This is a genomic window from Azospirillum halopraeferens DSM 3675, from assembly GCF_000429625.1.
In the GTDB taxonomy this organism is placed as follows: Bacteria; Pseudomonadota; Alphaproteobacteria; order Azospirillales; family Azospirillaceae; genus Azospirillum; species Azospirillum halopraeferens.
This window is the reverse complement of record NZ_AUCF01000031.1, coordinates 48,258-72,408: the sequence shown is the minus strand read 5'-3', so window position 1 is coordinate 72,408 and position 24,151 is coordinate 48,258. Positions and strand designations below refer to the sequence as shown.

General features: G+C 68.2%; 26 protein-coding genes and 1 pseudogene. 20 read left to right on the top strand and 7 right to left on the bottom strand.

Features of this window, described 5'->3' with window-relative positions:
* Nucleotides 1-131 (bottom strand): annotated as a pseudogene (locus G472_RS39030) (electron transfer flavoprotein subunit beta/FixA family protein); the annotation flags it as partial.
* 203 nt (nt 132-334) lie between these two features.
* Between G472_RS39030 and G472_RS0121255 the strand changes: the two are divergent.
* The 6 genes from G472_RS0121255 to G472_RS0121230 all read left to right on the top strand — a co-directional run bounded on the left by G472_RS0121255 (nt 335) and on the right by G472_RS0121230 (nt 5,869).
* The gene (locus G472_RS0121255; protein ID WP_029009989.1) at nt 335-1,327 is read left to right on the top strand and encodes an NAD(P)H-dependent flavin oxidoreductase; all 993 of its coding nucleotides are present in this window, start codon (nt 335-337) and stop codon (nt 1,325-1,327) included.
* Nucleotides 1,320-2,099, top strand: a complete 780-nt coding sequence (locus tag G472_RS0121250; RefSeq protein ID WP_035693308.1) for an enoyl-CoA hydratase — start codon at nt 1,320-1,322, stop codon at nt 2,097-2,099. The genes G472_RS0121255 and G472_RS0121250 overlap by 8 nt, the downstream gene beginning before the upstream one ends.
* A gap of 129 nt (nt 2,100-2,228) precedes the next feature.
* Entirely contained in the window at nt 2,229-2,465 is a 237-nt protein-coding gene (locus G472_RS0121245) for an antitoxin (RefSeq protein ID WP_029009987.1), read from the top strand.
* 11 nt (nt 2,466-2,476) lie between these two features.
* Nucleotides 2,477-2,872, top strand: a complete 396-nt coding sequence (locus tag G472_RS0121240; protein ID WP_035693307.1) for a type II toxin-antitoxin system VapC family toxin — start codon at nt 2,477-2,479, stop codon at nt 2,870-2,872.
* Nucleotides 2,873-3,139: 267 nt separating this feature from the next.
* Nucleotides 3,140-5,158 (top strand): methyl-accepting chemotaxis protein, encoded by a 2,019-nt coding sequence (locus G472_RS0121235; RefSeq protein WP_245593548.1) that lies wholly within the window; start codon nt 3,140-3,142, stop codon nt 5,156-5,158.
* Nucleotides 5,159-5,263: 105 nt separating this feature from the next.
* Complete coding sequence (locus tag G472_RS0121230; protein ID WP_029009984.1) at nt 5,264-5,869, top strand: NAD(P)H-dependent oxidoreductase; 606 nt, start codon at nt 5,264-5,266, stop codon at nt 5,867-5,869.
* Here the strand turns inward: G472_RS0121230 and G472_RS0121225 are convergent.
* Nucleotides 5,850-6,416, bottom strand: coding sequence for a TetR/AcrR family transcriptional regulator (locus G472_RS0121225; protein WP_029009983.1), 567 nt, complete (start codon nt 6,414-6,416; stop codon nt 5,850-5,852). The two genes, G472_RS0121230 and G472_RS0121225, sit on opposite strands and share 20 nt — an antisense overlap.
* Before the next feature lie 153 nt (nt 6,417-6,569).
* Here G472_RS0121225 and G472_RS0121220 point away from each other — a divergent pair, with 153 nt between their 5' ends.
* The 3 genes from G472_RS0121220 to G472_RS39535 all read left to right on the top strand — a co-directional run bounded on the left by G472_RS0121220 (nt 6,570) and on the right by G472_RS39535 (nt 7,271).
* Nucleotides 6,570-6,779, top strand: coding sequence for a hypothetical protein (locus G472_RS0121220; RefSeq protein WP_245593547.1), 210 nt, complete (start codon nt 6,570-6,572; stop codon nt 6,777-6,779).
* Between the two features lie 115 nt (nt 6,780-6,894).
* Nucleotides 6,895-7,128 carry a type II toxin-antitoxin system Phd/YefM family antitoxin gene (locus G472_RS0121215; protein ID WP_029009981.1) on the top strand — a complete coding sequence of 78 codons (234 nt, stop codon included), beginning with the start codon at nt 6,895-6,897 and terminating at the stop codon, nt 7,126-7,128.
* Nucleotides 7,125-7,271 (top strand): PIN domain-containing protein, encoded by a 147-nt coding sequence (locus G472_RS39535; RefSeq protein WP_169732842.1) that lies wholly within the window; start codon nt 7,125-7,127, stop codon nt 7,269-7,271. Before G472_RS0121215 ends, G472_RS39535 begins: the two co-directional genes overlap by 4 nt.
* A gap of 59 nt (nt 7,272-7,330) precedes the next feature.
* On the opposite strand, the gene G472_RS0121205 is transcribed toward G472_RS39535, so the two are convergent.
* Nucleotides 7,331-8,746 carry a sigma-54 interaction domain-containing protein gene (locus G472_RS0121205; protein ID WP_029009980.1) on the bottom strand — a complete coding sequence of 472 codons (1,416 nt, stop codon included), beginning with the start codon at nt 8,744-8,746 and terminating at the stop codon, nt 7,331-7,333.
* 254 nt (nt 8,747-9,000) lie between these two features.
* Here G472_RS0121205 and G472_RS0121200 point away from each other — a divergent pair, with 254 nt between their 5' ends.
* The 8 genes from G472_RS0121200 (at nt 9,001) to G472_RS0121165 (ending at nt 16,503) form a co-directional block, all read left to right on the top strand.
* Nucleotides 9,001-9,912: a 3-hydroxyacyl-CoA dehydrogenase family protein gene (locus tag G472_RS0121200; protein ID WP_084536816.1), complete on the top strand. Its 912-nt coding sequence runs from the start codon at nt 9,001-9,003 to the stop codon at nt 9,910-9,912.
* 66 nt (nt 9,913-9,978) lie between these two features.
* A complete protein-coding gene (gene kce, locus G472_RS0121195; RefSeq protein ID WP_029009978.1) occupies nt 9,979-10,917 on the top strand; it encodes a 3,5-dioxohexanoate:acetyl-CoA acetone transferase in 939 nt (312 codons plus the stop codon).
* A gap of 32 nt (nt 10,918-10,949) precedes the next feature.
* On the top strand, nt 10,950-11,729 hold the full coding sequence (locus G472_RS0121190; protein ID WP_029009977.1) for a 3-hydroxybutyrate dehydrogenase: 780 nt from the start codon (nt 10,950-10,952) through the stop codon (nt 11,727-11,729).
* A 51-nt stretch (nt 11,730-11,780) separates the two neighbouring features.
* Nucleotides 11,781-12,983, top strand: a complete 1,203-nt coding sequence (locus G472_RS0121185; RefSeq protein ID WP_029009976.1) for an ABC transporter substrate-binding protein — start codon at nt 11,781-11,783, stop codon at nt 12,981-12,983.
* A 110-nt stretch (nt 12,984-13,093) separates the two neighbouring features.
* The gene (locus tag G472_RS0121180) at nt 13,094-13,861 is read left to right on the top strand and encodes an ABC transporter ATP-binding protein (protein WP_029009975.1); all 768 of its coding nucleotides are present in this window, start codon (nt 13,094-13,096) and stop codon (nt 13,859-13,861) included.
* Entirely contained in the window at nt 13,854-14,561 is a 708-nt protein-coding gene (locus G472_RS0121175) for an ABC transporter ATP-binding protein (RefSeq protein WP_029009974.1), read from the top strand. The genes G472_RS0121180 and G472_RS0121175 overlap by 8 nt, the downstream gene beginning before the upstream one ends.
* 28 nt (nt 14,562-14,589) lie before the next feature.
* On the top strand, nt 14,590-15,477 hold the full coding sequence (locus tag G472_RS0121170) for a branched-chain amino acid ABC transporter permease (protein ID WP_029009973.1): 888 nt from the start codon (nt 14,590-14,592) through the stop codon (nt 15,475-15,477).
* A 3-nt stretch (nt 15,478-15,480) separates the two neighbouring features.
* Nucleotides 15,481-16,503 (top strand): branched-chain amino acid ABC transporter permease, encoded by a 1,023-nt coding sequence (locus G472_RS0121165; RefSeq protein ID WP_029009972.1) that lies wholly within the window; start codon nt 15,481-15,483, stop codon nt 16,501-16,503.
* 504 nt (nt 16,504-17,007) lie between these two features.
* On the opposite strand, the gene G472_RS34730 is transcribed toward G472_RS0121165, so the two are convergent.
* The 4 genes from G472_RS34730 to G472_RS0121145 form a co-directional block, all read right to left on the bottom strand.
* Nucleotides 17,008-17,436 (bottom strand): hypothetical protein, encoded by a 429-nt coding sequence (locus tag G472_RS34730; protein ID WP_051341105.1) that lies wholly within the window; start codon nt 17,434-17,436, stop codon nt 17,008-17,010.
* A 262-nt stretch (nt 17,437-17,698) separates the two neighbouring features.
* Nucleotides 17,699-18,442 (bottom strand): nuclear transport factor 2 family protein, encoded by a 744-nt coding sequence (locus G472_RS39845; protein WP_211100224.1) that lies wholly within the window; start codon nt 18,440-18,442, stop codon nt 17,699-17,701.
* 213 nt (nt 18,443-18,655) lie between these two features.
* Entirely contained in the window at nt 18,656-19,309 is a 654-nt protein-coding gene (locus G472_RS0121150) for a hydrolase (RefSeq protein WP_029009971.1), read from the bottom strand.
* A gap of 243 nt (nt 19,310-19,552) precedes the next feature.
* Nucleotides 19,553-20,449 (bottom strand): helix-turn-helix domain-containing protein, encoded by an 897-nt coding sequence (locus G472_RS0121145; protein WP_029009970.1) that lies wholly within the window; start codon nt 20,447-20,449, stop codon nt 19,553-19,555.
* 565 nt (nt 20,450-21,014) lie between these two features.
* On the opposite strand from G472_RS0121145, the gene G472_RS0121140 reads away from it, so the two are divergent.
* The 3 genes from G472_RS0121140 to G472_RS0121130 all read left to right on the top strand — a co-directional run bounded on the left by G472_RS0121140 (nt 21,015) and on the right by G472_RS0121130 (nt 24,111).
* Nucleotides 21,015-21,842, top strand: a complete 828-nt coding sequence (locus tag G472_RS0121140) for an alpha/beta fold hydrolase (protein ID WP_029009969.1) — start codon at nt 21,015-21,017, stop codon at nt 21,840-21,842.
* 94 nt (nt 21,843-21,936) lie between these two features.
* Nucleotides 21,937-23,133, top strand: a complete 1,197-nt coding sequence (locus tag G472_RS34720) for an amino acid ABC transporter substrate-binding protein (RefSeq protein WP_035693305.1) — start codon at nt 21,937-21,939, stop codon at nt 23,131-23,133.
* A gap of 42 nt (nt 23,134-23,175) precedes the next feature.
* Entirely contained in the window at nt 23,176-24,111 is a 936-nt protein-coding gene (locus tag G472_RS0121130) for a pirin family protein (RefSeq protein WP_029009968.1), read from the top strand.
* The last annotated feature ends 40 nt before the right edge of the window (nt 24,112-24,151 follow it).

The window sequence follows — 24,151 nt, the reverse complement described above, 5'->3', positions numbered from 1 at the left end:
TCCACCGCGATCTCGTCGAAGGGGTTCATGGACATCTTGACGCCGGCGGTCTCAACGCCCGTGCCGTCCGCCTTCACCCGGACCTTCACGTTGTAGTCGACCACCCGCTTCACGGGCACAAGGATCTTCACGCCTGCCTCCTCCCACCATCGGGGTCGAGCCACCGTTCGGGCGAACGGTCTTTGGCACTTTATGGCTCGACATTGCACTTGATGAGGTTTACGTATACGTCAGTCCGTAACGCGGATCAAGCCGTACCGTGACGCTTTTTCGTGTCATGGTCATAAGGAACCGGAGCCCGCGCTGCCGCGGCCGTCACCGAGAGGGGGGACCCATGCCTGTGCCGAGTGTGCTGACCGATCGCCTGCGCCTGCCGGTGATCGCCTCGCCCATGTTCATCATCTCCAACCCCGAACTGGTCATCGCCCAGTGCAAGGCCGGGGTCGTCGGCAGCTTCCCGGCGCTCAACGCCCGCCCGGCGGAGGCGCTGGACGGGTGGCTGACCCGCATCCGGGAGGAGCTGGCCGCCCACGACGCCGCCCACCCCGACCGGCCGTCGGCGCCGTTCGCCGTGAACCAGATCGTCCACCGCAGCAACGACCGGCTGGAGCACGACCTGGAGGTCTGCGTCCGCCACCGGGTCCCCATCGTCATCACCTCGCTGGGCGCCCGCACCGACGTGTACGAGGCCGTCCACTCCTACGGCGGCATCGTGCTGCACGACGTCATCAGCGACACCTTCGCCCGCAAGGCGATCGACAAGGGCGCCGACGGCCTGATCGCCGTGGCGGCCGGCGCCGGCGGCCACGCGGGCACCCTGTCGCCCATGGCTCTGATCCAGGAGATCCGGCGCTGGTGGACCGGCCCGCTGATCCTGTCGGGGGCCATCGCCACCGGCCGCGCCGTGCTGGCGGCGCAGGCCATGGGGGCGGATCTGGCCTACATCGGCTCCGCCTTCATCGCCACGCAGGAGGCCAACGCCCCGCCCGACTACAAGGCGATGATCGTGGATTCCGGCGCGGAGGACATCGTCTACACCAACTGCTTCACCGGCGTGCACGGCAACTATCTGAAGCCGTCGATCATCCGCGCCGGCCTGGACCCGGCAACGCTGGAGACGTCCGACCCGACGAAGATGGACTTCTCCAAAGCCAAGGCGTGGAAGGAGATCTGGGGGGCCGGCCAGGGCATCGGCGCGGTGACCGCCGTCCGCCCCGCCGCCGCCGTGGTGGAGCAGCTCCGCCGCGAATACGACGACGCCCTGGACGAACTGGCCGGCATCCGCGAGGCGCGCCGGCAGCACCGGACGGAGAACGCCGATGTCTGAAACCGTTGCGCAGGACCACATCCTCGTCAGCGACGCCGACGGGGTTCTGGAGATCCGCCTGAACCGGCCGGAGAAGCGGAACGCCATCACCAACGCCATGTACGCCGCCATGGCCGATGCTCTGGAGCGGGCCGCCGCCGACCCCGCCATCCGCGCGGTGCTGTTCAGCGGGGCCGGCGACGGCTTCACCGGCGGCAACGACCTGCAGGACTTCCTGTCCGCCCCGCCGTTGGGCGAGGACAGCCCCGGCTGGCGGTTCCTGACGGCCCTGCGCGACGCCCCGAAGCCGCTGGTCGCCGCCGTCCACGGCTCCGCCGTCGGCATCGGCACGACGATGCTGCTGCACTGCGACCTGGTCTACGCGGGACGCAGCGCCCGCCTGGCCCTGCCCTTCGTGCGGCTGGGGCTGGTGCCGGAGGCCGGCAGCTCCCTGCTGCTGCCCCGCCTGGTGGGCCACCAGAAGGCCGCCGAACTGCTGATCCTGGGGGAACCGTTCGACGCCGACACCGCACAGGCGCTGGGGCTGGTGAACCGGGTGGTGGAGGACGAGGCGTTGCCTGCCGCCGCCCGCGCCGCCGCCGCCGCCATCGCCGCCCTGCCGGCGGCGGCGGTGCGCGAAACCAAGCGGCTGCTGAAGCGCGGCGCCCCCGGCCTGACCGACTGCATGGAGGAGGAGATCCGGGTGTTCCGGGACCGCCTGCGCTCCGCCGAGTTCCGCGAGACCGCCGCCGCCTTCCTGGAGAAACGGCCCCCCGGCCGCACCGCGGGTTAGCGCGTCCGTGCCGCCCGGGCCGGGGTGGGCTGCCGGATGGTCCGGCGACGCTTCACTTTGCGTACATCCCTGTGTTTACATTTGCCGGCCCGTCACCATATCATCGCCCGGACAGGCATGGAGGCCGCCATGGCCGTTACGAAGGTGTTCAGGAACGGGAACTCGCAGGCGGTGCGCATTCCCGCCGATCTCGCGTTCGACCGCAGCGACCTGGAGGTCGAAATCGAGCGGGTGGGCGACGAGTTGCGCATCCGCCCGCTGCCCCGGCGGCTGGACGGCGTGCTGGATCGATTCGGGGCGTTCTCGGCGGATTTCATGGAAGAGGACCGCGGCGCCGGTCGTGAAGCGGAGCGCGACGCGCTGTGAGGCCGCGCTACATGCTCGACACCAACATCTGCATCTACCTGATGAAGAACCACCCGCCGGAGGTGGCGGCCCGATTTGCCGCCTGCTATGTGGGCGAGGTCGTCCTGTCGGCGGTGACCTACGCCGAACTGGAATACGGCGTCACCTGCTCCGGCGAACGCGAGGCGCAGAACCGGGCCGCCCTTGCGGCCCTTGTCCGCGACATTCCCGTGGCTTCGTTCAACGCAGCGGCGGGACACGCCTATGGTCCGGTGCGCCGGGCAACGCGTCAACGCCAGCGCGATGCCCTCGATAAGCTGATTGCCGCCCACGCCATCGCGCTGGATGTGACGCTTGTGACGAACAATACCGGAGACTTCGACGGCTATCCGGGGCTGCGGCTGGAGAACTGGGTCACCTCCCATTGACGGCAAGGGCCACCCGCTGATCTCCGGTCTCTGACGCTCACCAACGCCTGCACGATGCGGTCGGCAAGAAGAGCGGGGTTGCCGCTCCCCCGACTGACCTCGCGCCGTGGTGTTGAGCGATCCGATACATTCAGCTCCTTAAGAGTACAGCAAGGATATTCCCGCATTGTAGAGAGGGTCTATCCTGCAAAGGGGCTGATGATGTTTTAGAAGCTGTCCCTGGTAACAAAACTTCTGTTTGTCATTGGTTTTGTTACTGCTCTCGGATTGGGTTTCGGCGTCGTTCTGATCACGGCGAAGAGCGGCGCGGACACCGATGCCCTGTCCCTGCGGGAGGGTGAGCAGATCGGCCACCGCTATGCCGTGACGGTCGAGCGCCAGCTCAACGACGCGATGGACATCAGCCGCTTCGTCGCCACCTCGGTGGCGGCGCTGAAGCGGGCCGGGATGGTCGACCGCGACGCTCTCAACGCCTGGCTGAAGGCCCTGACCGAGGCGAACCCGCAGATCCTCGGCCTGTGGGTGGGGATGGAGCCCGACGCGCTGGACGGCCGGGACGCCGCCTTCGTCAACGCCCCCGGCAGCGACGCCACCGGGCGCTTTCTGTCCTATTGGAACCGCGCCGGCGGCACCGTCGCCCTGGAACCCATCGTCGGCTATGACGACACCGGATCGGATGGCGACTATTATCAGATTCCGCGGCGCACCCTGCGGGAGGTGCTGATGGAGCCGTTCTCCTACACGGTCGCCGGACGATCGGTGCTGATGGTGTCGCTGGTCGTGCCGATCGTCGAGAACGGGCGCTTCATCGGTGCGGCCGGCGTCGACATCTCGACCGAAGGCATCCGGGAGTCGCTGCGGACGGCGCGGCCGTTCGACACGGGCGCCGTCTACCTGATCTCAAACGGCGGCCTGTGGGCGGGACACGGCGATCCCGACCTGCTGGGCAAGTCCATCGGGGCCGCGGACCCCGCCCTTGCCGATGCCGGGGCCGCCATCCGCGACGGACGGCCGCACCGCGCCACCGGCGTGTCCGCCGACGGGACGACGGCGGTCCGGCAGCTTTTCCTTCCCGTGACGGTGGGGGGCACCGGCACCCCCTGGTCGATCCTGGTGACCCTTCCCGTCGACCGCATCGAGGCGCCGAAGATCGAACTGCGCAACGCCATTCTCGCCGGCAGCGCGGTGCTGCTGGCGGTCCTTCTCGCCGCCCTGTGGGTGGCGAGCCGCGTGGTGGCGGGCAACCCCCTGCACCGGACCATCGCCACCGTTCGGGCGCTGACCGGCGGCGATCACGGGGTGACGGTGACCGACCGCGACCGTGCCGACGAGATCGGCGCCATCAACCAGGCCCTGCAACTCTTCAAGGAGAACGCGTTGCAGATCGCCGCCATGGAAGAGCGGCGCCGGCAGGAGGAGCGGGAGGCCGTGGAGGAGCGCCAACGCGCGCTGAACCGGCTGGCCGACGGCTTCGAAAGCACGGTGGGCGAGGTGGTGCGCGACGTCACCGCGCAGTCCGAGCTGATGCGCGCCAACGCGCAGGACCTGTCCGCCATCGCCACCGAGGCGGACCGCCAGGCGGTGGCCGTGGCGGCCGCGTCGGAAGAGGCCAGCACCAACGTCCGCACCGTCGCCGCCGCCACCGAGGAACTGGCGCAGTCCATCGCCGAGATCAACGAACGCATCGCCCGTTCCTCGCAGATGGCGTCCGTGGCGGTGGCCGACGCGGACCGCACCAACGCGACGGTGGAGGGGCTGGCGGCAGCGGCGCAGAAGATCGGTGACGTGGTCAACCTGATCCGGGGAATCGCCGGACAGACGAACCTTCTGGCGCTGAACGCCACCATCGAGGCGGCGCGGGCGGGCGAGGCCGGCAAGGGCTTCGCCATCGTCGCCGGCGAGGTCAAGAGCCTGGCCAACCAGACGGCCCGGGCCACGGAGGACATCGCCGCCCAGGTCGCCGCCATCCAGGAGGTCAGCACGAACGCGGTGGACGCCATCCGCGGCATCGGCCGGAGCATCGTGGCCATCAGCGAGACGGTGACGATGATCGCGGCATCCGCCGAGCAGCAGGGCGCCACCACGCACGAGATCAGCCGCAACGTCCAGCAGGCCGCGGTGGGCACCGAAGAGGTGTCCGCCAACATTGCCGGCGTCACCCGGGCGGCCGGCGAAACCGGAACCATGGCCAGCCGCAGCCTGACGGCCGCCGACGACCTGTCCCGGCAGTCGGACCGCCTGCGCCGGGAGGTGGAACACTTCGTGGCGACGATCCGCAGCGCGTGACGGGGTGGAACCCCCTTGACTCCCGCCGGCACCCCGGTAACCTACCGTTCGTAACTTACTGATGGTAGGTTACCGGACCAGAGCCACGGCAGGAGTACAGGGCCCATGGATGCGCTCATCGTCACCGCCAACCCCGATCCGGATTCGCTGACCGCGCGGGTGGCCGGACGGATCGCCGACGGTCTGCGGGCGGCCGGCCGCACCCGGATCGACATCGCCGACCTGACGGCCGAGGGGTTCGATCCCCGTTTCGGCGCCGCGGACCGGCACGCCTTCCGGACCCGCACGACACCCCCGGCCGACGTGCTGCGCGAGCAGCAGCGGGTCGACCGGGCCGAGGCGCTGTTCCTCGTCTTCCCCGTCTACTGGTGGTCGATGCCGGCCCTGCTGAAGGGCTGGATCGACCGCGTCTTCAGCAACGGCTGGGCCTACACCGACGGTGCCGACGGACGCATCATCGGGCACCTGCGGGACCGCCCGGTCCACCTGATCGCCCTCGCGGCGGGCGACGCCCCGGGCTATGAGCGGCACGGGTACGCGGCGGCGATGGAGACGCAGATCACCTACGGGATCTTCCATTACTGCGGGCTGCGCAGCGTCACCATGACCCTGCTGCACGATGTGGACAGCGGCGACGAGGCCATCGTGAAGGGGCACCTGGACCGGGTCCACGAGCTGGGCCGGCTGTGCCTTACCGCAACGCCCCGGTGATGATCGCGCGGAGCGCGGCCGACGCCCCGGCGGCGTCGGTCCGCCCCAGCGCCATGTCCCGCGCGATGTGCTCCGCCGCGCCGTGAATGCCGACGCAGCGCAGGCGGAGATCCGCCCCCCGCGCCGCGGTGAACGGTTCCAGGATGCGGGCGTAGAACGCCACATAGGCATCCATCAGGTCGCGCTGCACACGCTCCATCTCCTCGCTTCCCCGCAACGCCGCGGTGATCGCGTGCCACTCGCCGCCCAGGAAGAGCGAGCACGTCATGTAGCACTCGCCGATGGCACGGGCGGCGTCCTCCAGCGTGCCCGCCCCGTCCTCCAGCGCCTGCTGCAGGGCGGCGCCGTGGGCGTCGTCGATCTCGCGGTAGAGAGCGACGAGGAGCCCTTCCCGCGTCCCGAAATGATCGTAGGCCACGGGCTTGCTGACGCCCGCCCGCGCCGCCAGGTGCCCGAGCGTCAGCGCGTCGACCCCCTCCTCACGCACGATGCGCTTGGCCGTGTCGAGCAACTGCTGCCGGCGCTCATCCCGGGCAAGCCTCTTCATGGTTCCTCGTCCTGCCGTCGTCGTCGCCGATCGCCTGCAGCGATCCTAGCGGCGGGGCGCCGCCGTGAACAGGGCGGAGCGTCCGCCCGTCCCGCGGCCGAACCATTCTCCGAAGGCGCTGTTGGCGTGTGCGCGACCACGGGAGAGAGAGTGATGGACCGGGATATGCTGAAACGCGTCGCCGCCGCCCTCGGCGACGTTCCCCTGTACGACAAGCACCACACCGGGGAGTTCATTCGGATGCGGCTGCGCGATTCCCTGGCCGACACCCCCGGCTTTGACGCCGCCGCGGTCGACCACGCGTTGATGGAAATGGCGCGTGTGGCCCTGGAGGCCGCGGGCGGGCCCGACCGGCCGGATTGAGGCAGGGGACGCGATAACCGCATGCGGCGCAGACGACGACGAACCGGCCACTCCGGCTAGCGTGACCAGGCACGATCGCTTCGCTAAGCTAGCCCGATCGGCCGGAGGACGCGCTATGCAGCAGTTCACCATTCATGCAGCGAAAACCAACCTGTCCAGGCTCATCGAGGCGGCGCTCCGCGGGGAGGACGTCATCATTGCCAGGGGCAGCAAGCCGATGGTCCGGCTCGTTCCCGTTGCCCAGGGCGCATTCAAGGTCGGTCTGCTCAAGGGCAAGCTTGGCCCCGGCCCGGACTTCTTCGAGCCCGTTGGCGACGACGATCTCGATCTGTGGGAGGGCGGCCGGTGACAGCCATCCTGCTCGACACCCACGCCCGGGTGTGGAGCCTGACCGGAGATGAACGCCTGTTGGCTGCCACGGCGATGCACCGGGGCCTGCCGCTTGTATCGGCCGACACCGTTTTCGACGGCATGGTCACGCGGGTCTGGTGATGGCGTGACGTCCCGACGCGATTGGCCGGATCAAGGCGCCGGGCGCGGCGGCGCCGCGATCAGGAGGCCGCGATTCCGTGCTTGTGCAATTTCGCATAGAGGTTGGTGCGCGACAGGCCGAGGCTGCGCGCGGCGCGGAGCTTGTTGCCTTCCGCTTCCCTGAGCGCCTCCAGGATCAGGGAGCGCTCCAGCTCGTCCATCGCCTCGGCGAGCGGGCGGGGCCGGTGCGGTGATGGCGGACGGACGGCGGCGGGCGGCAGGATGTCGGCGAAGTCACCGGCCTCGATGCGCGATCCCTCGGTGCGGACGTAGACCTGTTCGATGACGTTCGCCAGTTCGCGCACGTTGCCCGGCCAGTCGTGCCCGCGCAGCGCGTCCAGGGCGGCGGGCGTGAGGTCGCGCATGGGCTGGTTGAGGCCGGCGGCCACCCGTTCGGAGAAGTGGGTGGCGAGCATCTCCAGATCCTCCTTGCGCTCCCGCAGGGCCGGCAGGTGGATGGGGAAGACGTTGAGCCGGTAATAGAGATCCGCCCGGAACGCATCGGTCCGCACCATGTCGGAAAGCGAGCGGCTGGTGGCGGCGATGATGCGGACATCCACCGGGACGAGCCGGTTGGAGCCGAGCGGCTCCACCTCGCGCTCCTGCAAGGCGCGCAGCAGCTTCGCCTGCAAGGGCAGCGGCATGTCGCCGATCTCGTCGAGGAACAGCGTGCCGCCGTGGGCGAGCTGGAACTTCCCCGGGCGCGGCTGGCGCGCCGCACCGGTGTAGGCGCCGGGCGCGACGCCGAAGAACTCCGCCTCCAGCAGGTTCTCGGGGACGGCGGCCACGTTCACGCCGACGAAGGGCCGGTCGGCCCGGTCGGAGGCGGCGTGGATCGCGTGCGCCACCAGCTCCTTGCCGGTGCCCGTCTCGCCCAGCAGCAGCACGCCGGACCCGCTCTGCCCCGCCTTGCGCACCAGCCGCTTCACCCGGAGCATCGCCGGGCTGAAGCCGATCAGATTCTCCACCGTGTACTTCGGTGCCCGGCTGGCGGCCAGCTCCTGCTCCACCCGGGCCAGGCGGGTTTGCAGCGTGTTGAAGCGCTCGGCGATCGGCCGGAGGTAGGTGAGGCTGTTCTTCAGGGCGAACGCGATGGCGCCGATGACCTCGCCCTCCTCGTCGCGCAGCGGCAGGCGGCTGACCAGCAGCGTGTGGTCGCCGTAGCGCATGATGTCCAGCGGCAGGGAGCGTCCGGTCTCCACCACCTCCCGCATCCGGCTGTGCGGGATCACCTGTTCGACCGGACGCCCCACGAGATCGGCCGGCGAGCGCAAACCCAGGGACGCCATGCGTTCGTCGTTGAACCAGACGTGCTTGTCGTTGGACCAGACGATGCGGACATCCCTGTCCACCAGGATGGCGCCGTCGATCATCTCGTCGATCATCGCCATCAGATCGCACGCGGCTGCGAAATGCGCCTCCGGCCCCGTCCCCATGGTCCCCGCCCTCCCCGGCTATCCGTCAGAATTCAGGACAGTATGTGTCAAAATCCGGTACACATGAAAAGGCCGGATTCACCGGGCACCGACTGCCGCGCCGCCCGAGAGTGTACCAAATTCGGGACGGGTGCGCCGCATCTCCCGCCACCCATCTCAACAAGCCGTTGATCGGAAACAAACTTTTTGTTTGGCATGCCTATTGCTGGTTAGACGTCCAACGAGGCACGGCGACCGGAATCAAGGGAGAGGGCATGACGAGCCGTCGTATCGGCATCATCGGGGCCGGGTTGATGGGGCACGGAATCGCGCAGGCGTTCGCGGAGGCCGGGCACCGGGTCGACGTCCTGGAGCCCGACCCGGTCCGCCGGGCGGCGGTGACCGACCGCATCCGCGGAAATCTCGTCCAACAGGGCCGTGACGCGGCGGCGGCCGACCGGGTCCACCCCTGTGCCACCATGGAAGAGGCGGCCGCCGAGGCGGACGTGGTCATCGAGTCCGTGCCCGAAGACCCCGATCTCAAGCGGCGGGTCTTCCTGGCGATGGAGGCGGTGGCACCGCCCGGCGCGCTCCTGGCCAGCAACACCTCGGCCATTCCGATCACCCGGATCATCGAGCCGCTGCGCAACAAGACCCGCGCCATGGGCACCCACTGGTGGAATCCGCCCCACCTGATCCCGCTGGTCGAAGTGGTGCAGACGCCGGACACCGCGGACGAAGCCATCGCCGCGATGATGGCGCTGCTGGCCTCGGTCGGCAAGACGCCGGTGCATGTCCGCAAGGACCTGCCCGGCTTCATCGGCAACCGCTTGCAGCACGCCCTGTGGCGCGAGGCCATCGCCCTGGTCCAGAACGGCGTCTGCGACGCCGAAACGGTGGATGCCGTGGTCAAGGGCAGCTTCGGCCGCCGCCTGGCCGTTCTCGGCCCGCTGGAGAACGCCGACCTGGTCGGCACCGACCTGACCCTGGCGGTGCACGAGCAGCTCCTGGCCGATCTCGACCGATCCGCGGCGCCGCAGCCCCTGCTGCGCGACCTGGTCGCGGCGGGACGGCTGGGCATGAAGACCGGCGCCGGATTCCGCACCTGGACACCGGCGCAGCAGGCCGAGACCCGGGAGCGTCTGGCCGCCCATCTCGGCCGCCCGGAGGATCGCGGACCCGGGTGACCGCCCCCGCCATACCGACGAACCACGCCCCCGGCCGACCGGACCGGGCACACAGGAGGACCCAGCATGGCCGCGTCATCGAAGACGGTCATCATAAGCTGCGCACTGACGGGGTCGATCCACACCCCGACCATGTCCGACGCCCTGCCGGTGACACCGGACGAGATCGTCGAGCAGGGCGTCGGGGCCGCCGAGGCCGGCGCCGCCATCCTGCATCTGCACGCCCGCGATCCCCGCACCGGGCAGCCGACGCCGGATCCGGCGGTGTTCATGGAGTTCCTGCCGCGGCTGAAGCAGTCCACCGATGCCGTGCTCAACATCACCACCGGCGGCTCGCTGGCCATGACGGTGGAGGAGCGTCTGGCCGCCCCGCTGCTGGCCCGGCCGGAGATGTGCTCGCTCAACATGGGCTCGATGAACTTCGGCATCTTCCCGCTGGCCGACCGCTACACGAACTGGAAGCATGAGTGGGAGGAGCCGTATCTGCGCAGCACCGACGACTTCATCTTCCGCAACACTTTCCGCGACATCGCGTACATCCTCGAACATCTGGGGGAAGGCTGCGGTACGCGGTTCGAGTTCGAGTGCTACGACGTCGGCCACCTCTACAACCTCGCCCATTTCCTGGACCGCGGGCTGGTGAAGCCGCCGCTCTTCGTCCAGACGATCTTCGGCATCCTCGGCGGTATCGGCGCGGAACACCGTAACCTCGTCTTCATGCGCGAGACCGCCGACCGCCTGTTCGGCGACGCCTACGAATGGTCCGTGCTGGCCGCCGGGCGTCACCAGATGCCCTTCGTCACCATGGCCGGGGTCATGGGCGGCAACGTCCGGGTGGGGCTGGAAGACAGTCTGTATCTTGCCAGGGGCCGGATGGCCCGCAACAGCGCCGAACAGGTGGCGAAGGTCAAACGCATCCTGGAAGAGCTGTCGCTGACCGTCGCCACCCCCGCCGAGGCGCGGGCGCGGCTCGGCCTCAAGGGCAGCGATCGGACCGCGTTCTGAGGCGCCCGAAGCGCCGCAAGGGGAGTGAGAGGATGCAGGACAGAAACGCCGTCGTCACCGGGGCCACCAGCGGCATCGGCCTGGCGACCGCCCGTCTGCTGGCCGCGCGCGGCTGCAACGTCATGCTGAACGGGCTGGGCGACCGGGCGGAGATCGAGCGGGTGTGCGCCGACATCGCGGCGCAAACGGGCGCCCGGGTCGTCTGGTCCCCGGCCGACCTGAGCCGGCCGGACGAGACCCGGGCCCTGATGGCGCAGGCGGCCGAAGCGCTGGGGCCCGTCGACATCCTGGTGAACAACGCCGGGGTGCAGCACGTGGCGGCGCTGCACGAGTTCCCCGAAGAGAAATGGGATCTCGTGCTGGCGGTGAACCTCAGCGCCGCCTTCCACGCGATCAAGGCGGCCCTGCCCGCCATGATGGAGCGCGGCGGGGGGCGGATCGTCAACACCGCGTCCGTCCTCGGCATGGTGGGGGCGCCACACAAGCCCGCCTACGTCGCCGCCAAGCACGGGCTCGTCGGCCTGACGAAGGCTGTGGCGATCGAGGCGGCACCGCACGGCATCACCTGCAACGCCGTGTGCCCCGGCACGGTGATGACGCCGATCATCGAGCGGCAGATCGCCCAGCAGGCCCGGGTGACCGGACTGCCGGAGGACGAGGTGCTCGACACCGTCTTCCTCCGGCGGATGCCGACGGGCCGGCTGGTCCGGCCGGAGGAGGTGGCGGAAGCCATCGCCTTCCTGTGCTCCGACGCCGCGGCGTCGATCACCGGGGCCGTCATCCCGGTGGACGGCGGGTACTCGACCCACTGAGCCGTCCCCCCGCCCAACCATCGAAAAATCCGTCAATCAAGGGAGTGAAACATGCGCAGCATCCTTCTCGCGGGCGGCGCCGTCGCCGCCCTGGTCTCCGGCGCGGCCCACGCGCAGATGTCGGACGGGGTCATCAAGATCGGCATGCTCTCCGACCGCTCGGGCATCTACGCCGACATCAACGGCGAGGGATCGGCCATCGCGGCGCGGCTGGCGGCCGAGGAGTTCGGCAACGCCATCAACGGGACGCCGATCGAGATCATCGTCGGCGACCACCAGAACAAGGCGGACATCGCCGCCAACCTGGCCCGCCAGTGGATCGACACCGAGCGGGTGGACGTCGTCGCGGACGTGCCGAACTCCGCCGCGGCGCTGGCCGTGCAGGTGATCACCCGCGACAAGAAGCGCCTGTTCCTGATGTCGGGGCCCGGCTCCACCGACCTGACGGGCAAGGAGTGCAGCCCCTACGGCTTCCACTGGACCTGGGACAACCATGCGGTCGCCTCCGCCACCGCCCGCGCCCTGGTGGAGCAGGGCCGCAAGAGCTGGTACTTCGTCACCGCCGACTACGCCTTCGGCCATTCGCTGGAGGCCGAGGCCACGGGAACGGTCAAGCAGCTCGGCGGCACCGTGACCGGTGGCGTGCGCCACCCGCTGGGCACGTCCGACTTCTCGTCCTTCCTGTTGCAGGCGCAGGCGTCGGGGGCGGAGGTCGTGGCCTTCGCCAACGCCGGCGGCGACACCATCAACGCGGTCAAGCAGGCGTCCGAATTCGGCCTGCCGCAGGGCGGCCAGACCATGGCGGGGTTGCTGCTGAACGTGAACGACGTCCACGCCCTGGGGCTGGAGATCTCTCAGGGCCTGATGCTGGCCAATTCCTTCTACTGGGACATGACCGACGAAACCCGCGCCTGGTCGAAGCGGTTCGAGGAACGGACCGGCCGCAAGCCGTCGATGAACCAGGCGGGCGTGTACTCCTCGGTGCGGCATTACCTGAAGGCGGTGCAGGAGATCGGCACCGACGACGCCGACAAGGTCGCCGCCCGCATGCGCAGCCTGCCGGTCAACGACATGATGATGAAGGACGTGCGCATCGCCGACAACGGCCGGGTGATGAACCACATGTATCTCCTGCAGGTGAAAACGCCGGCGGAGACGCAGTATCCCTGGGATTACTTCAAGGTCCTGCAGGACATCCCCGGCGACCGGGCCTACATCGACCCGCAAAAGAGCGGCTGCCCGCTGGTGAAATGACGGCCGGCGAAACGGGGGGCCGGCCGGCCTCCCGCCCCGCACATGCGCGACACCCGCCAACGACCGCGGCGCGCCGGCCCCGGCCGGGGCCGCCCAACGGACCCATGACCATGCACGACACGATCCTGGAGGCCGTCGAACTCACCAAGGAGTTCAAGGGCTTCACGGCGGTGAAGGGGGTGAACCTCCGGGTCCGCCGCGGCACCGTCCATGCACTGATCGGCCCCAACGGGGCGGGAAAGAGCACGGTGTTCAATCTGCTGACCCGGTTCCTGCCGCCGACGGCGGGCCGCATCCTCTACAAGGGGCGCGACATCACCGCCATGAAACCCGCCGACGTGGCGCGGCTGGGGCTGGTGCGATCGTTCCAGATCTCGGCCGTGTTTCCCCACCTGACGGTGCTGGAGAACGTCCGCGTGGCGTTGCAGCGCCGGCAGGGCAACAGTTTCCATTTCTGGCGGGGGGAAGCGACCCTGCACGCCCTGCACGACCGGGCGGCGGCGCTGATCGAGGCGGTCAACCTGGCGCCCTGGACCGGGCACACGGCCGCGGAACTGCCCTACGGCCGCAAGCGCGCGCTGGAGATCGCCACCACCCTGGCGCTCGACCCCGAGGTCATGCTGCTCGACGAGCCGCTGGCCGGCATGGGGCACGAGGACATCGAGCGGACGGCGGCCCTGATCCGGCGCGTCGCGGCCGACCGCACGGTCCTGATGGTGGAGCACAACCTGTCGGTCGTCGCCGATCTGTCCGACACCATCACCGTGCTGCGCCGCGGCGAGGTCCTGGCGGAGGGCCCCTACGCCGAGGTGTCGCGCAACGCCGAGGTCATGGAGGCGTACATGGGCGCCGGTACCGACGGGGCGGGTCATGCCTGACGCCGCCATGCTGGAGATCGTCGATCTGCACGCCTTCTACGGCGAGAGCCACGTCCTGCACGGCATCGGGCTGGAGGTGCGGCAGGGCGAGGTGGTCACGCTGCTGGGCCGCAACGGGGCCGGCAAGACCACGACCCTGCGCGCGGTCATGGGCATCGTCGGCAAGCGCACCGGCTCCATCCGCCTGCGCGGGACCGAACTGATCGGCATGGCGCAGCACCGGGTGGCGCGGCTCGGCATCGGCTATGTGCCGGAGGAGCGCGGCATCTTTTCCAGCCTGTCGGTGGACGAGAACCTGACGCTGCCGCCGGTGGTGAAGCCCGGCGGCATGACGCTGGCGCAGATCCACGAGCTGTTCCCGAACCTGGCGGGCCGCGGTTCGACGCAGGGAACGCGGCTGTCGGGCGGCGAACAGCAGATGCTGGCGGTCGCGCGCATCCTGCGGACCGGGGCGGACCTGATCCTGCTGGACGAGCCGACGGAGGGCCTGGCCCCGGTGATCATCGAGCAGATCGGCCGCGCCGTGCGCGCGCTGAAGCGGCGGGGCTTCACCATCCTGATGGTGGAGCAGAACTTCCGCTTCGCCGCCACCATCGCCGACCGCCATTACGTGATGGAGGAAGGCCATGTGGTGGACATGATCCCCAACGACCGGCTCGCCGAAAACACCGGGAAGCTGCACGCCTATCTCGGCGTCTGACCAAAACACCAGGGAGGGGCTGACCGCCATGGTCACGCTGTTCGGAATCCCGGCCCAGGCGCTGTTCGGGCAATTGCTGCTCGGCCTGATCAACGGGTCCTTTTACGCTCTGCTCAGCCTGGGGCTGGCGGTGATCTTCGGCATGCTGAACGTCATCAACTTCGCGCACGGCGCCTTCTACATGGTGGGGGCGTTCACCGCATGGCTGATGCTGCAGCATCTCGGCATCGGCTATTGGCCGGCCCTGCTTCTGGCGCCGCTGGTGGTGGGCCTGCTGGGCATCGTGCTGGAAAAGACCATGCTGTCGCGGCTGTACAAGCTCGACCATCTCTACGGGCTGCTGCTGACCTTCGGCGTCGCGCTGATGCTGGAGGGCGGGTTCCGCCACTGGTTCGGCGTGTCCGGCATGCCCTACCCGATCCCGGCGGAGCTGCGCGGCGGCCAGAACCTGGGCTTCATGTTCCTGCCCAACTACCGCGGCTGGGTGGTGATCGCCTCGCTGGTGGTGTGCCTGGGCACCTGGTACGCCATCGAGCGCACGAGGCTCGGCGCCTATCTGCGGGCGGCGACGGAGAACCCGGTGCTGGTGCAGGCGTTCGGCATCAACGTGCCGGTGATGGTCACCGCCACCTACGGCTTCGGTGTGGCGCTGGCCGGTCTGGCCGGCGTGCTGGCGGCGCCGATCTACCAGGTCAACCCGCTGATGGGGTCCAACCTGATCGTCATCGTCTTCGCGGTGGTGGTGATCGGCGGCATGGGCTCGATCCTCGGCGCCATCGTCACCGGCCTGGGGCTGGGGCTGCTGGAGGGGCTGACCAAGGTCGTCTATCCCGAGGCGTCCAGCATCGTGGTGTTCGTCATCATGGCGATCGTCCTTCTCATCAAGCCCGCGGGCCTCTTCGGACGGGAGCGCTGACCCATGCCCGACACCACCACGACCTCCGCCGTGTCCTCCGCCGCGACCGCCGTCCTGCCGGGGCGCGCGGCGGCGCCGGGCACGGACCGCGACCGCACCGTGCGCATCGCGCTGATCGTCCTCGGCCTGTCGGCGGCGGCGGCCGCCCCCTTCGTGCTCTACCCCGTCTTCGTGATGAAGGTGCTGTGCTTCGCGCTGTTCGCCTGCGCCTTCAACCTGCTGATCGGCTATGCGGGGCTGCTGTCCTTCGGGCACGCCGCCTTCTTCGGCGGGGCCGCCTACGTCACCGCGCACGCCGCCAAGGTGTGGGGCCTCGATCCGGCGCTGAGCATCCTGCTGGGCACCGGTTTCGCCGGCCTGCTCGGCCTCGTCTTCGGGGCGCTGGCGATCCGCCGGCAGGGCATCTATTTCGCGATGATCACGCTGGCGCTGTCGCAGATGATCTTCTTCCTGGCGCTGCAAATGCCCTTCACCGGCGGCGAGGACGGCATCCAGGGCGTGCCGCGCGGGATGCTGTTCGGGGTGATCGACCTGAACCGGCCGCTGGCCATGTACTATTTCGTGCTGGCGGTGTTCCTGGCCGGCTTCGTGCTGATCTGGCGCACGGTGCACTCGCCCTTCGGGCAGGTGCTGAAGGCGATCCGCGAGAACGAGGCGCGCGCGGTGTCGCTGGGCTACCGGACGGAGCGCTACAAGCTGCTGGCCTTCGTGCTGTCGGCGGCGCTGGCCGGCATGGCCGGCGGCACCAAGGCGCTGGTCTTCCAGCTCGCCTCCCTGACCGACGTGACGTGGCAGATGTCGGGCGAGGTGGTGCTGATGACGCTGCTGGGCGGCATGGGCACGCTGCTCGGCCCGGTGGTCGGCGCCGCCTTCGTGGTGATGCTGGGCAACTACCTGGCCGCCACGAGCCTGCCGGTGCCCGTGGTGATCGGCGCCATCTTCGTGGTCTGCGTGCTGGTCTTCCGCCGCGGCATCGTCGGCGAACTGGCCCACCGCCTGCGGTCCCGGCCGTCACGGGATCGGTGATGCACCGCGCCGGCCCGCACCGCCACGCAGGCGGTGCGCGGCGGGCGGGCGCGCCGAGGGATCGGGAGGGTGGAAAGCCCCGACCGGACGGCCTGAACCGATCTCCGGGTGATCACGGCCGATCCCCGGAGCGGGGGGCGTCGGTCAAAGCGGTGCGTCCGAAGCCTGTTCGCCGCTACGGCATACCCTTGCGGAGCCCGGCCACATCTCTTCGATGAGCCCCATTGCGTCCTTCGCGACCCCCACGGCATGATCTCGCCACGTCCCGCCCGGCTTGGGCAGGTCGTCAGTCGGCATGCCTCCCCCGATTCGACCAAACGCCATCATGGCGACTGTAGCCGAGCGGATGCGCACCCTCCAGCCTTGCCGAGCCTTCCTGTTTCAAGGGCGAGGTCAGGCAAAGCGCCCCGAGGCGCACCGGGCCCAGCGCGCCACCCCGAAGGGGCTCCCTTTTCCCCGGGATCGGAGCCGGTACAGGATCAGACAAGCCGGCCGAGCGCGCAATCATGTTCGTAAGGGGTGGCAATCGGACGGAACGAGCGTCATGGCCGCCCGTGGCGCGCCGAGGGAGGAACCCATCCCCCGCCGCCCCGACGTCGAGCAGTGCGGACAGGAAATCTTGCGCGAGCAGAAGTGCTCGGAGCCGTCCAGCGCGATCAGAACCCGGCCGTCCAGGCAGCGCATCGCCTTCAGCCCGCCGCGCGCGTCCAGATCCTCGACAATCGTGGCGAACACCGCGTCGAAGTGGTCCGAAGGCGCCCCGTCCAGCATCGCCCGCAGGTGGTTGTCGCCGGGGATCGCCGTCAGCCCGAACAAGGTGTGAGCGTTCGACCGCCCGCGCCCCGGACCCTCGGCCAGTGCGCGCTGGTGCGCCAGAAACGACGGGCTCTGCATGAAGGACACGGAAAACGCCGCCAACCCGATGTCCGCCATCGTGTAGCGCCCGTTGCTCCCCGTTCGCCGATCCGGAAGTCCGACGCAGCGCTCGCGAAGCGCCGCTATGTACCTCTCAAGCCCATGCAAAGCCCCTTTTTGTCAAAATGAGATCTGCTGCTCCTCACGGCAGTGATTTCGGCAGGAATGACTGCAGACTGTATGGGCATGCTCGCCGCCGCCATGGCCGTTCCGAACAGCATTTGCGAGTTCGAGTCCGTCAAGTGGTTATATACCGGCCGGCTGTCGCGTCCCCTGCCGACTATGCTGTTCCCGGCCGAGCGCGATGCGCTCCTTCTTCGGGGTCGAACATCGAGATGCCGCCGTGGGCAGCCGTTGCCGGCACCTCGTCCTGCAGGACGTCCCAATGCTCGACCAGCTTGCCGTCCTCGACCCGGAAGATGTCGACCACCACCTGCGGAGCCTCCGCCCAACCGCGGATGCGGCCGTGGATGGCGACAAGATCACCGTCGGCGACGATCAGGCCGGGTTCGTAGTAGACCTCGTGCGACAGCCCGGCGACCAGCGCCTGCAAGGCGTCGCGGCCCCGGGGAATGTTGGGGTTGTGCTGGATGTAGTCCGGAGCGTAGAGCCGCTCCACGGCCGAGGCGTCATGCCGTTGGAACAACGAGGTCATCGCGTCGAGCACCAGCGCCTTGTTGCGCCGAGGGCGATCGTCGCAGGCACGCTCCGCAGGCCGCGTGACCGCCATCATCCCGGTCATTCGCAGGAACCGACCGTCGGGCAGTGTCGCGAAGGAATAGACCAGATTGCGATCGTAGTCCTGGACATTCGTGACGGTCGCACCGTCCTTCTCCTGCCAACTCACGGCGAAGATGCCGTTGCCGAGCGGTACGACCTGGGTATCGACGATCTCGTTCCGAGCGAAGGGCCCTTCCTTGATCTCGAACTTCAATTGCGTGGCTGACAGCAGCGTCAGACTGACTTGGAAATTCGGATAGGAAACATCCATTTCCAGCCCGACGGGAAATCGATCAATCGACATTTTTTACGCTCCATTCTTTCACGCCGGCGAGGCTGGGAAACCCCCTGCGCCGTCATCCGGGGCGCAGCGACGGATCTCGCCCGGCCTGGATCTGCAGCCGGTCCGAGATCCTTCGCTCACGCTCGGGATGGCGAGGCGTTTCGCAGGCTCGCCGGGATGGGGGGTGACGCGGCGCCAACGCAAAGCTCGACTGACGCATCACCCCCGCTCCGGTCAGCCTGCGGCGCGCGGCACCGGCGTGTTGAGCAGCTGCTGCTCCCACAGAAAGGCGATGCCGCTCCCGGCGGCATGCTGAATGATCACCTCGTTCAGCGCGAAGGCGGTTTCGGCCCGCGCCCAGTCGCGCTGCCACTCTGCGGCCAGCGCCATCCAGGTCATCATGTTGACGCCCGCTGCGATCATGCGCTGGATGGCGATCGTGTGGGCCTCCATCGAGACGGCGCCCGAGGCATCGGTGACGACCGTCACGTCCCAGCCTTCGCCTGCGGCCTGGATCGCCGGCATCGCGACGCAAACTTCGGTCCAGAGACCCGCCATGACCACCTGCTTGCGGCCCGTCGCCTTGACCGCGTCGACCACCTTCGGATCTTCCCAGGTGTTGATGAGCGTCCGGTCGATCACCTCCTGGCCGGGGAACACGTCGGTGATCTGCGGAAAGATATGACCGCCGCGATCGGCGACCACGCTCGTCAGGATGGTGGGGACGCCGAAGACCTTGGCGGCCTTCGCCAGCCCCGCCGAATTGTTCACCACGGAATGCGGGTCGTGGCTGTTCAGGTTCGCGAGCTGGTAGGGTTGGTGGTCGATCAGAACGAGCACCGAGTCTTCGGGACGAAGAAGCGAAGCAAGACCGTTACGAAAGGTCATGAGATGGACTCCTATGCCGTTGCGGGCGAGTTCGGCTCAGCGCCGGAGATGCCGCCGGAGAGATCGGGTGAGGTCCGGCTGCCGCCATGACAGGCGTTCCATGCCGCCGGCGATCGGAAAGGCGCACGCGCTCACAGGATCAGCGCATCCGCATCATTCCGTCGCGGACCACTATCAAATCGGCACAGGGCGAATGCACTGTTCGATTCTGCGATTGTCAGCCTGAAACCGCTGCGGAATCGTTCAGCTTGCCCGGTCGCGTCGCCATGCTCCCGGTGCCGCTCCGGTGAGCTTCCGGAAGGTCCGCCCGAAATGCACGGCATCGGCGAAGCCGGTGGCCTCGGCCACCTGGTCGAGCGAGGCTCGGGGGTCGAGCAGCAGGGCCCGGGCGCGCCGGATCCTGGCGTCGAGTTGCCAGCGATAAGGCGCCATGCCGGTCGAAGCCTTGAACGCCCGACTGAAGTGCGATTGCGAGAGCCCTGCCAGCGCCGCCAGCTCCGCAAGTTCGACGCGCTCGGGCAGGCGCTCTTCCAGATAGTCGACGACGCGCCGCAGCTTCCACGGCGCCAGGCCGCTGCCGTCGGCGGCCGACTGCGCCGGATCGGCCTGCACCGGATCGGCCAGGAGCCGTGCCATGATCGCGGCGGTCAGCCCGTCACCATAGAGTTGTGTCGAGGGATCGGGGTCGTTCACCGCCTCGGAGAGCAGCTTGACCAGGGACCAGATGCGGTCGTCGGAAAAGCGCAGCCGTGGCGTCGCGATCACCTCGGCGTCGATTTTCGTCTCCAGCCGCTCGCCGAGTGCCGCGAAATCCAGAGCGAGCGTCGCGTCCTTCACGAAGCGCGCGTCGTCGCTATAGCCCCACATCTCCATGCCGGCAGGGGCGAAGTCCATGTGCCTGGGAGTATAGCCGACGGGGCAAGGCCGGTTCGCGCGCAGCCGTGGCTCACAGGGACTGCCGACCTCCTCAAGCAAGGTGACCAGGCGGGTTTCCGTCTGGTGGCGAAATTTGTGGGACACCCTGCCGGCGCCCTGCCATTCGCTGACCTCTACCCACACGCCGTTCCACGACCGCCGCGACACCGAAAGGTCGAGAACGTTTTCGGGCAGAGACGCCACAGTATCTGTGAATGCCGCCATCAATGATCACTCCGGTTATCCAAACCACGTCGATCAACGAATTCAGGGAAAGCCAAATGGGGTGGCAATCTCAATAGCGCGATGGCAAAATTACTGCATCGAAGCATAGCAGATGCGCACAGTCCTGTCGCCGTTTTCGGCCCCATGGCCGGCGGCGGGGGTTTCATACCGGCGACCCCATTCACCGTCATCCTTCGCTTTCGCTCAAGGATGGCACGTCATTCCGCAGGCTCGCGGGTGCAATCTGCCGCGACCAACCGGATTCCGGGAACCTTCCGGGCAGAGGCCAGCACCTGCAAGCGGCTGTGTTCGCAATTCCGCGGCTGATTCGGACTGCTATTCGCAGAATTGAACAGTGCCACCCGCAAGCCGGTGCGGCATGATTTTCCCGAACCGACATCGAGCGAAGCCGCCTCGCCCATCCATGGCACGCGCCGTCGCGGACCTCTGAATGCGACAGGTCGCGAGACGTCGACCATCGGAGTGAGCGCCGGCGCCTTCCTTCTCTCGCCCGGCAAGGCGCCGCCGCAGCCCGAGAGCCCACAAAGCCAAAGGAAGCCTGACCATGAGCACCATCACCACCAAGGATGGAACCGGGATCTTCTACAAGGATTGGGGCCCGCGGAACGGCCAGCCCATCGTCTTCTCCCACGGCTGGCCGCTGACCTCGGATGCCTGGGACGCGCAGTTGCTCTTCTTCGGCGCGAAGGGCTATCGCGTCATCGCCCATGACCGGCGTGGCCATGGCCGCTCCGACCAGCCCCGGGACGGCAACAACATGAATCAGTACGCCGACGATCTGGCCGAGCTGATCGAGACGCTGGATCTCCGCGATGCCGTCCTGATCGGCCATTCGACCGGCGGCGGCGAGGTGGCCCGCTACATCGGGCGGCACGGTTCGCGCCGGATCGCCAAGGTTGTCCTTCTCGGCGCTGTGCCGCCGCTGATGCTGAAGACGGCCGACAATCCGCACGGCACGCCCATCGAGGTCTTCGACTCGATCCGGGATAACGTCGCGTCCAACCGCTCGCAATTTTACTATGACCTGACCATTCCTTTCTATGGCTTCAATCGCGAGGGCGTCGCGGTCAACGAGGGCTTCCGCGAGAGCTTCCGCATGCAGGGTCTCGTGGGCGGCATCAAGGGCCAGTACGACTGTATCCACGAGTTTTCTGAAGTCGATTACAGCGATGATCTGAAGGCGATCGACAAGCCCACCCTGATCATCCACGGCGACGACGACCAGATCGTGCCGATCAAGGCCTCCGCCGAGAAGGCCGCGAGGCTGGTCCGGGGCGCGATCCTCAAGGTCTACGAGGGGGGCAGCCATGGTCTCGCCCAGGTCGATGCCGAGCGCTTCAACGCCGACGTGCTCGACTTCGTCAGGGCGTGATCCCGGAACGGGACGGCGGATCGGGCGGCGCTCCCGCCCGGGAACTGCGGTTCCCGGCGGGGTGCAGGTCCGAGGATGTCTGGAGAGGAGCCATATGAGCACCACGTCGACGCCCATCCGTATCGGGTATTGTCTCTCGCTGACGGGGCCGCTCGCCGGCAACAGCCGGTCGGCGCAGCTCGCCCATGAGATCTGGCGGGACGACGTCAACAGCCGATGCGGCCTGCTGGGCCGCCCTGTCGAGCTTGTCTGCTATGACGACCACGCGGACGCTTCACGTGTTCCCGGTCTTTACAAGCGGCTGATGGATGAAGATCGGGTCGATCTCGTCATCGGCGGCTACGGCACCAACAGCCTCCTGCCGGCGATGCCCTTGATCATGGAGCGGGAGCGCTTTTTCGTCGGGCTCATGGGCCTCGGCGTGAACAACAGCTTCGGCTATCCGAACTACTTCGCCATGATCCCCACCGGACCGGATCCGAACGCGGCGCTGACCGAAGGGTTTTTCGAGCTCGCCGCCGCGCAGACGCCTCGGCCACGCACCGTGGCGCTGGTTTCGGCGGATGCGGAGTTCTCGCGCAACCCGGTCCTGGGCGCAAAAGCCAATGCGGTGAAGCACGGCTTTCGAATCGTCCACGAAACGACCTACCCGCTGACGACCGCGAGCTTCACGCCGATCATGGATGCTGTCGCCGAAAGCGATTGCGACCTCTTGTTCCTCTGCTCCTATCTCGCGGACTCTGTCGGGCTGATGCGGGCGATCCACGCCCATCGCTTCAGACCGCGCATGGTGGGCGGCGCGATGATCGGTCCGCAAAACACTTCGATCAGGACCACCCTCGGCCCGCTGTTGAACGGTCTCGTCAATTACGAATATTGGGTGCCCGTCCCCGGGATGATGTTTCCCGGCGTGCGCCGGATGATCGACGCCTATCAGGAGCGGGCCGGCTACGCCGGCGTCGATGCGCTCGGGCACTATATGGCGCCACTGGCCTATGCCCAGATGCAGGTCGTCGCGCAGGCCATCGAGGCGACCGGTGGCCTTGATGACATCATCCTATCGACCTTCACCAGCGAGGAAACCTTCGACACGGTCATGGGCAAGATCCGATTCGGCAAGAATGGGGAATGGGCGCAGCCGCAAGTCCTGCAGGTTCAGTTTCGCGACATAGCCGGACACGAGGCCGAGCAGTTCAAGGACGGATCGAGACAGATCGTTGTCTCACCCGGCAGACTGGCATCGGGGCCGTTGATCTTTCCCTATGCCGACGCACTTCGATCTGGCCGGTAAGCACCCGGCCGCCGCCCGCAAGCCCAGGAGAGGAAGACGCTTATGAGCTGGAACCCGGCGATCGAGCCCGGCTGTCCCGACGAGGTCGGGATCGACGCAATCGAAACCCTCATCGTCCCGCGTTCGCGCGACCTCGGCGGTTTCGAGGTGCGTCGCGCCCTGCCGGCACCGAAGCGGCAGATGGTGGGGCCCTTCATCTTCTTCGACCAGGCCGGGCCGGCCGAACTGCTGAGCGGGCAGGGCGTCGACGTCCGGCCTCATCCGCACATCGGTCTCGGCACGGTTACCTATCTGTTCAAAGGCGACTTCCATCACCGCGACAGCACCGGCGCCGATCAGATCATCAGCCCCGGCGCGCTGAACTGGATGATCGCCGGGCGTGGCGTCACCCACTCGGAGCGTACCTCCGCGGCGGCCCGGACCGGTCCGAACAGCCTGTTCGGGATACAGACCTGGTTGGCCCTGCCCGAAAGCCACGAGGACGTGGCGCCCAGCTTCGAGCACCACGGCAAGGAAGCGCTGCCCGTGATCGAGGACGGCGGCGTCTCGGTTCGGCTCATTCTCGGCAAGGCCTACGGCGAGGCTGCACCCGCGACCCTGTTCTCGGAGACCTTCTACGCCGATGTGCAACTCAAGCCGGGAAGCCGGCTGCCCCTGCCGGACGACCACGAGGACAGAGGCCTCTATATCGTCGAAGGCTCCGTCTCGATCGCCGGCCAGACTTTCGAGGCGTCTCGGATGATGGTCTTCCGCCCCGGCGACCGGATCACGGTCGCGGCCGGCGACCGGGGCGCGCGGCTGATGATCCTCGGGGGGGCCACGCTCGGCGGACCGCGTTACATCTGGTGGAACTTCGTCGCCTCGTCCCGGGAGCGCATCGAAGCCGCCAAGGCCGAATGGCGCGCCGAGACATGGGGCGAGGGGCGCTTCGACCTGCCGGTCGACGACCGGGATGAGCACATCCCCCTTCCGGGCTGAGCGGCGTCGAAGGGGGCAACGTCGCGGATGCCGTTCAGGC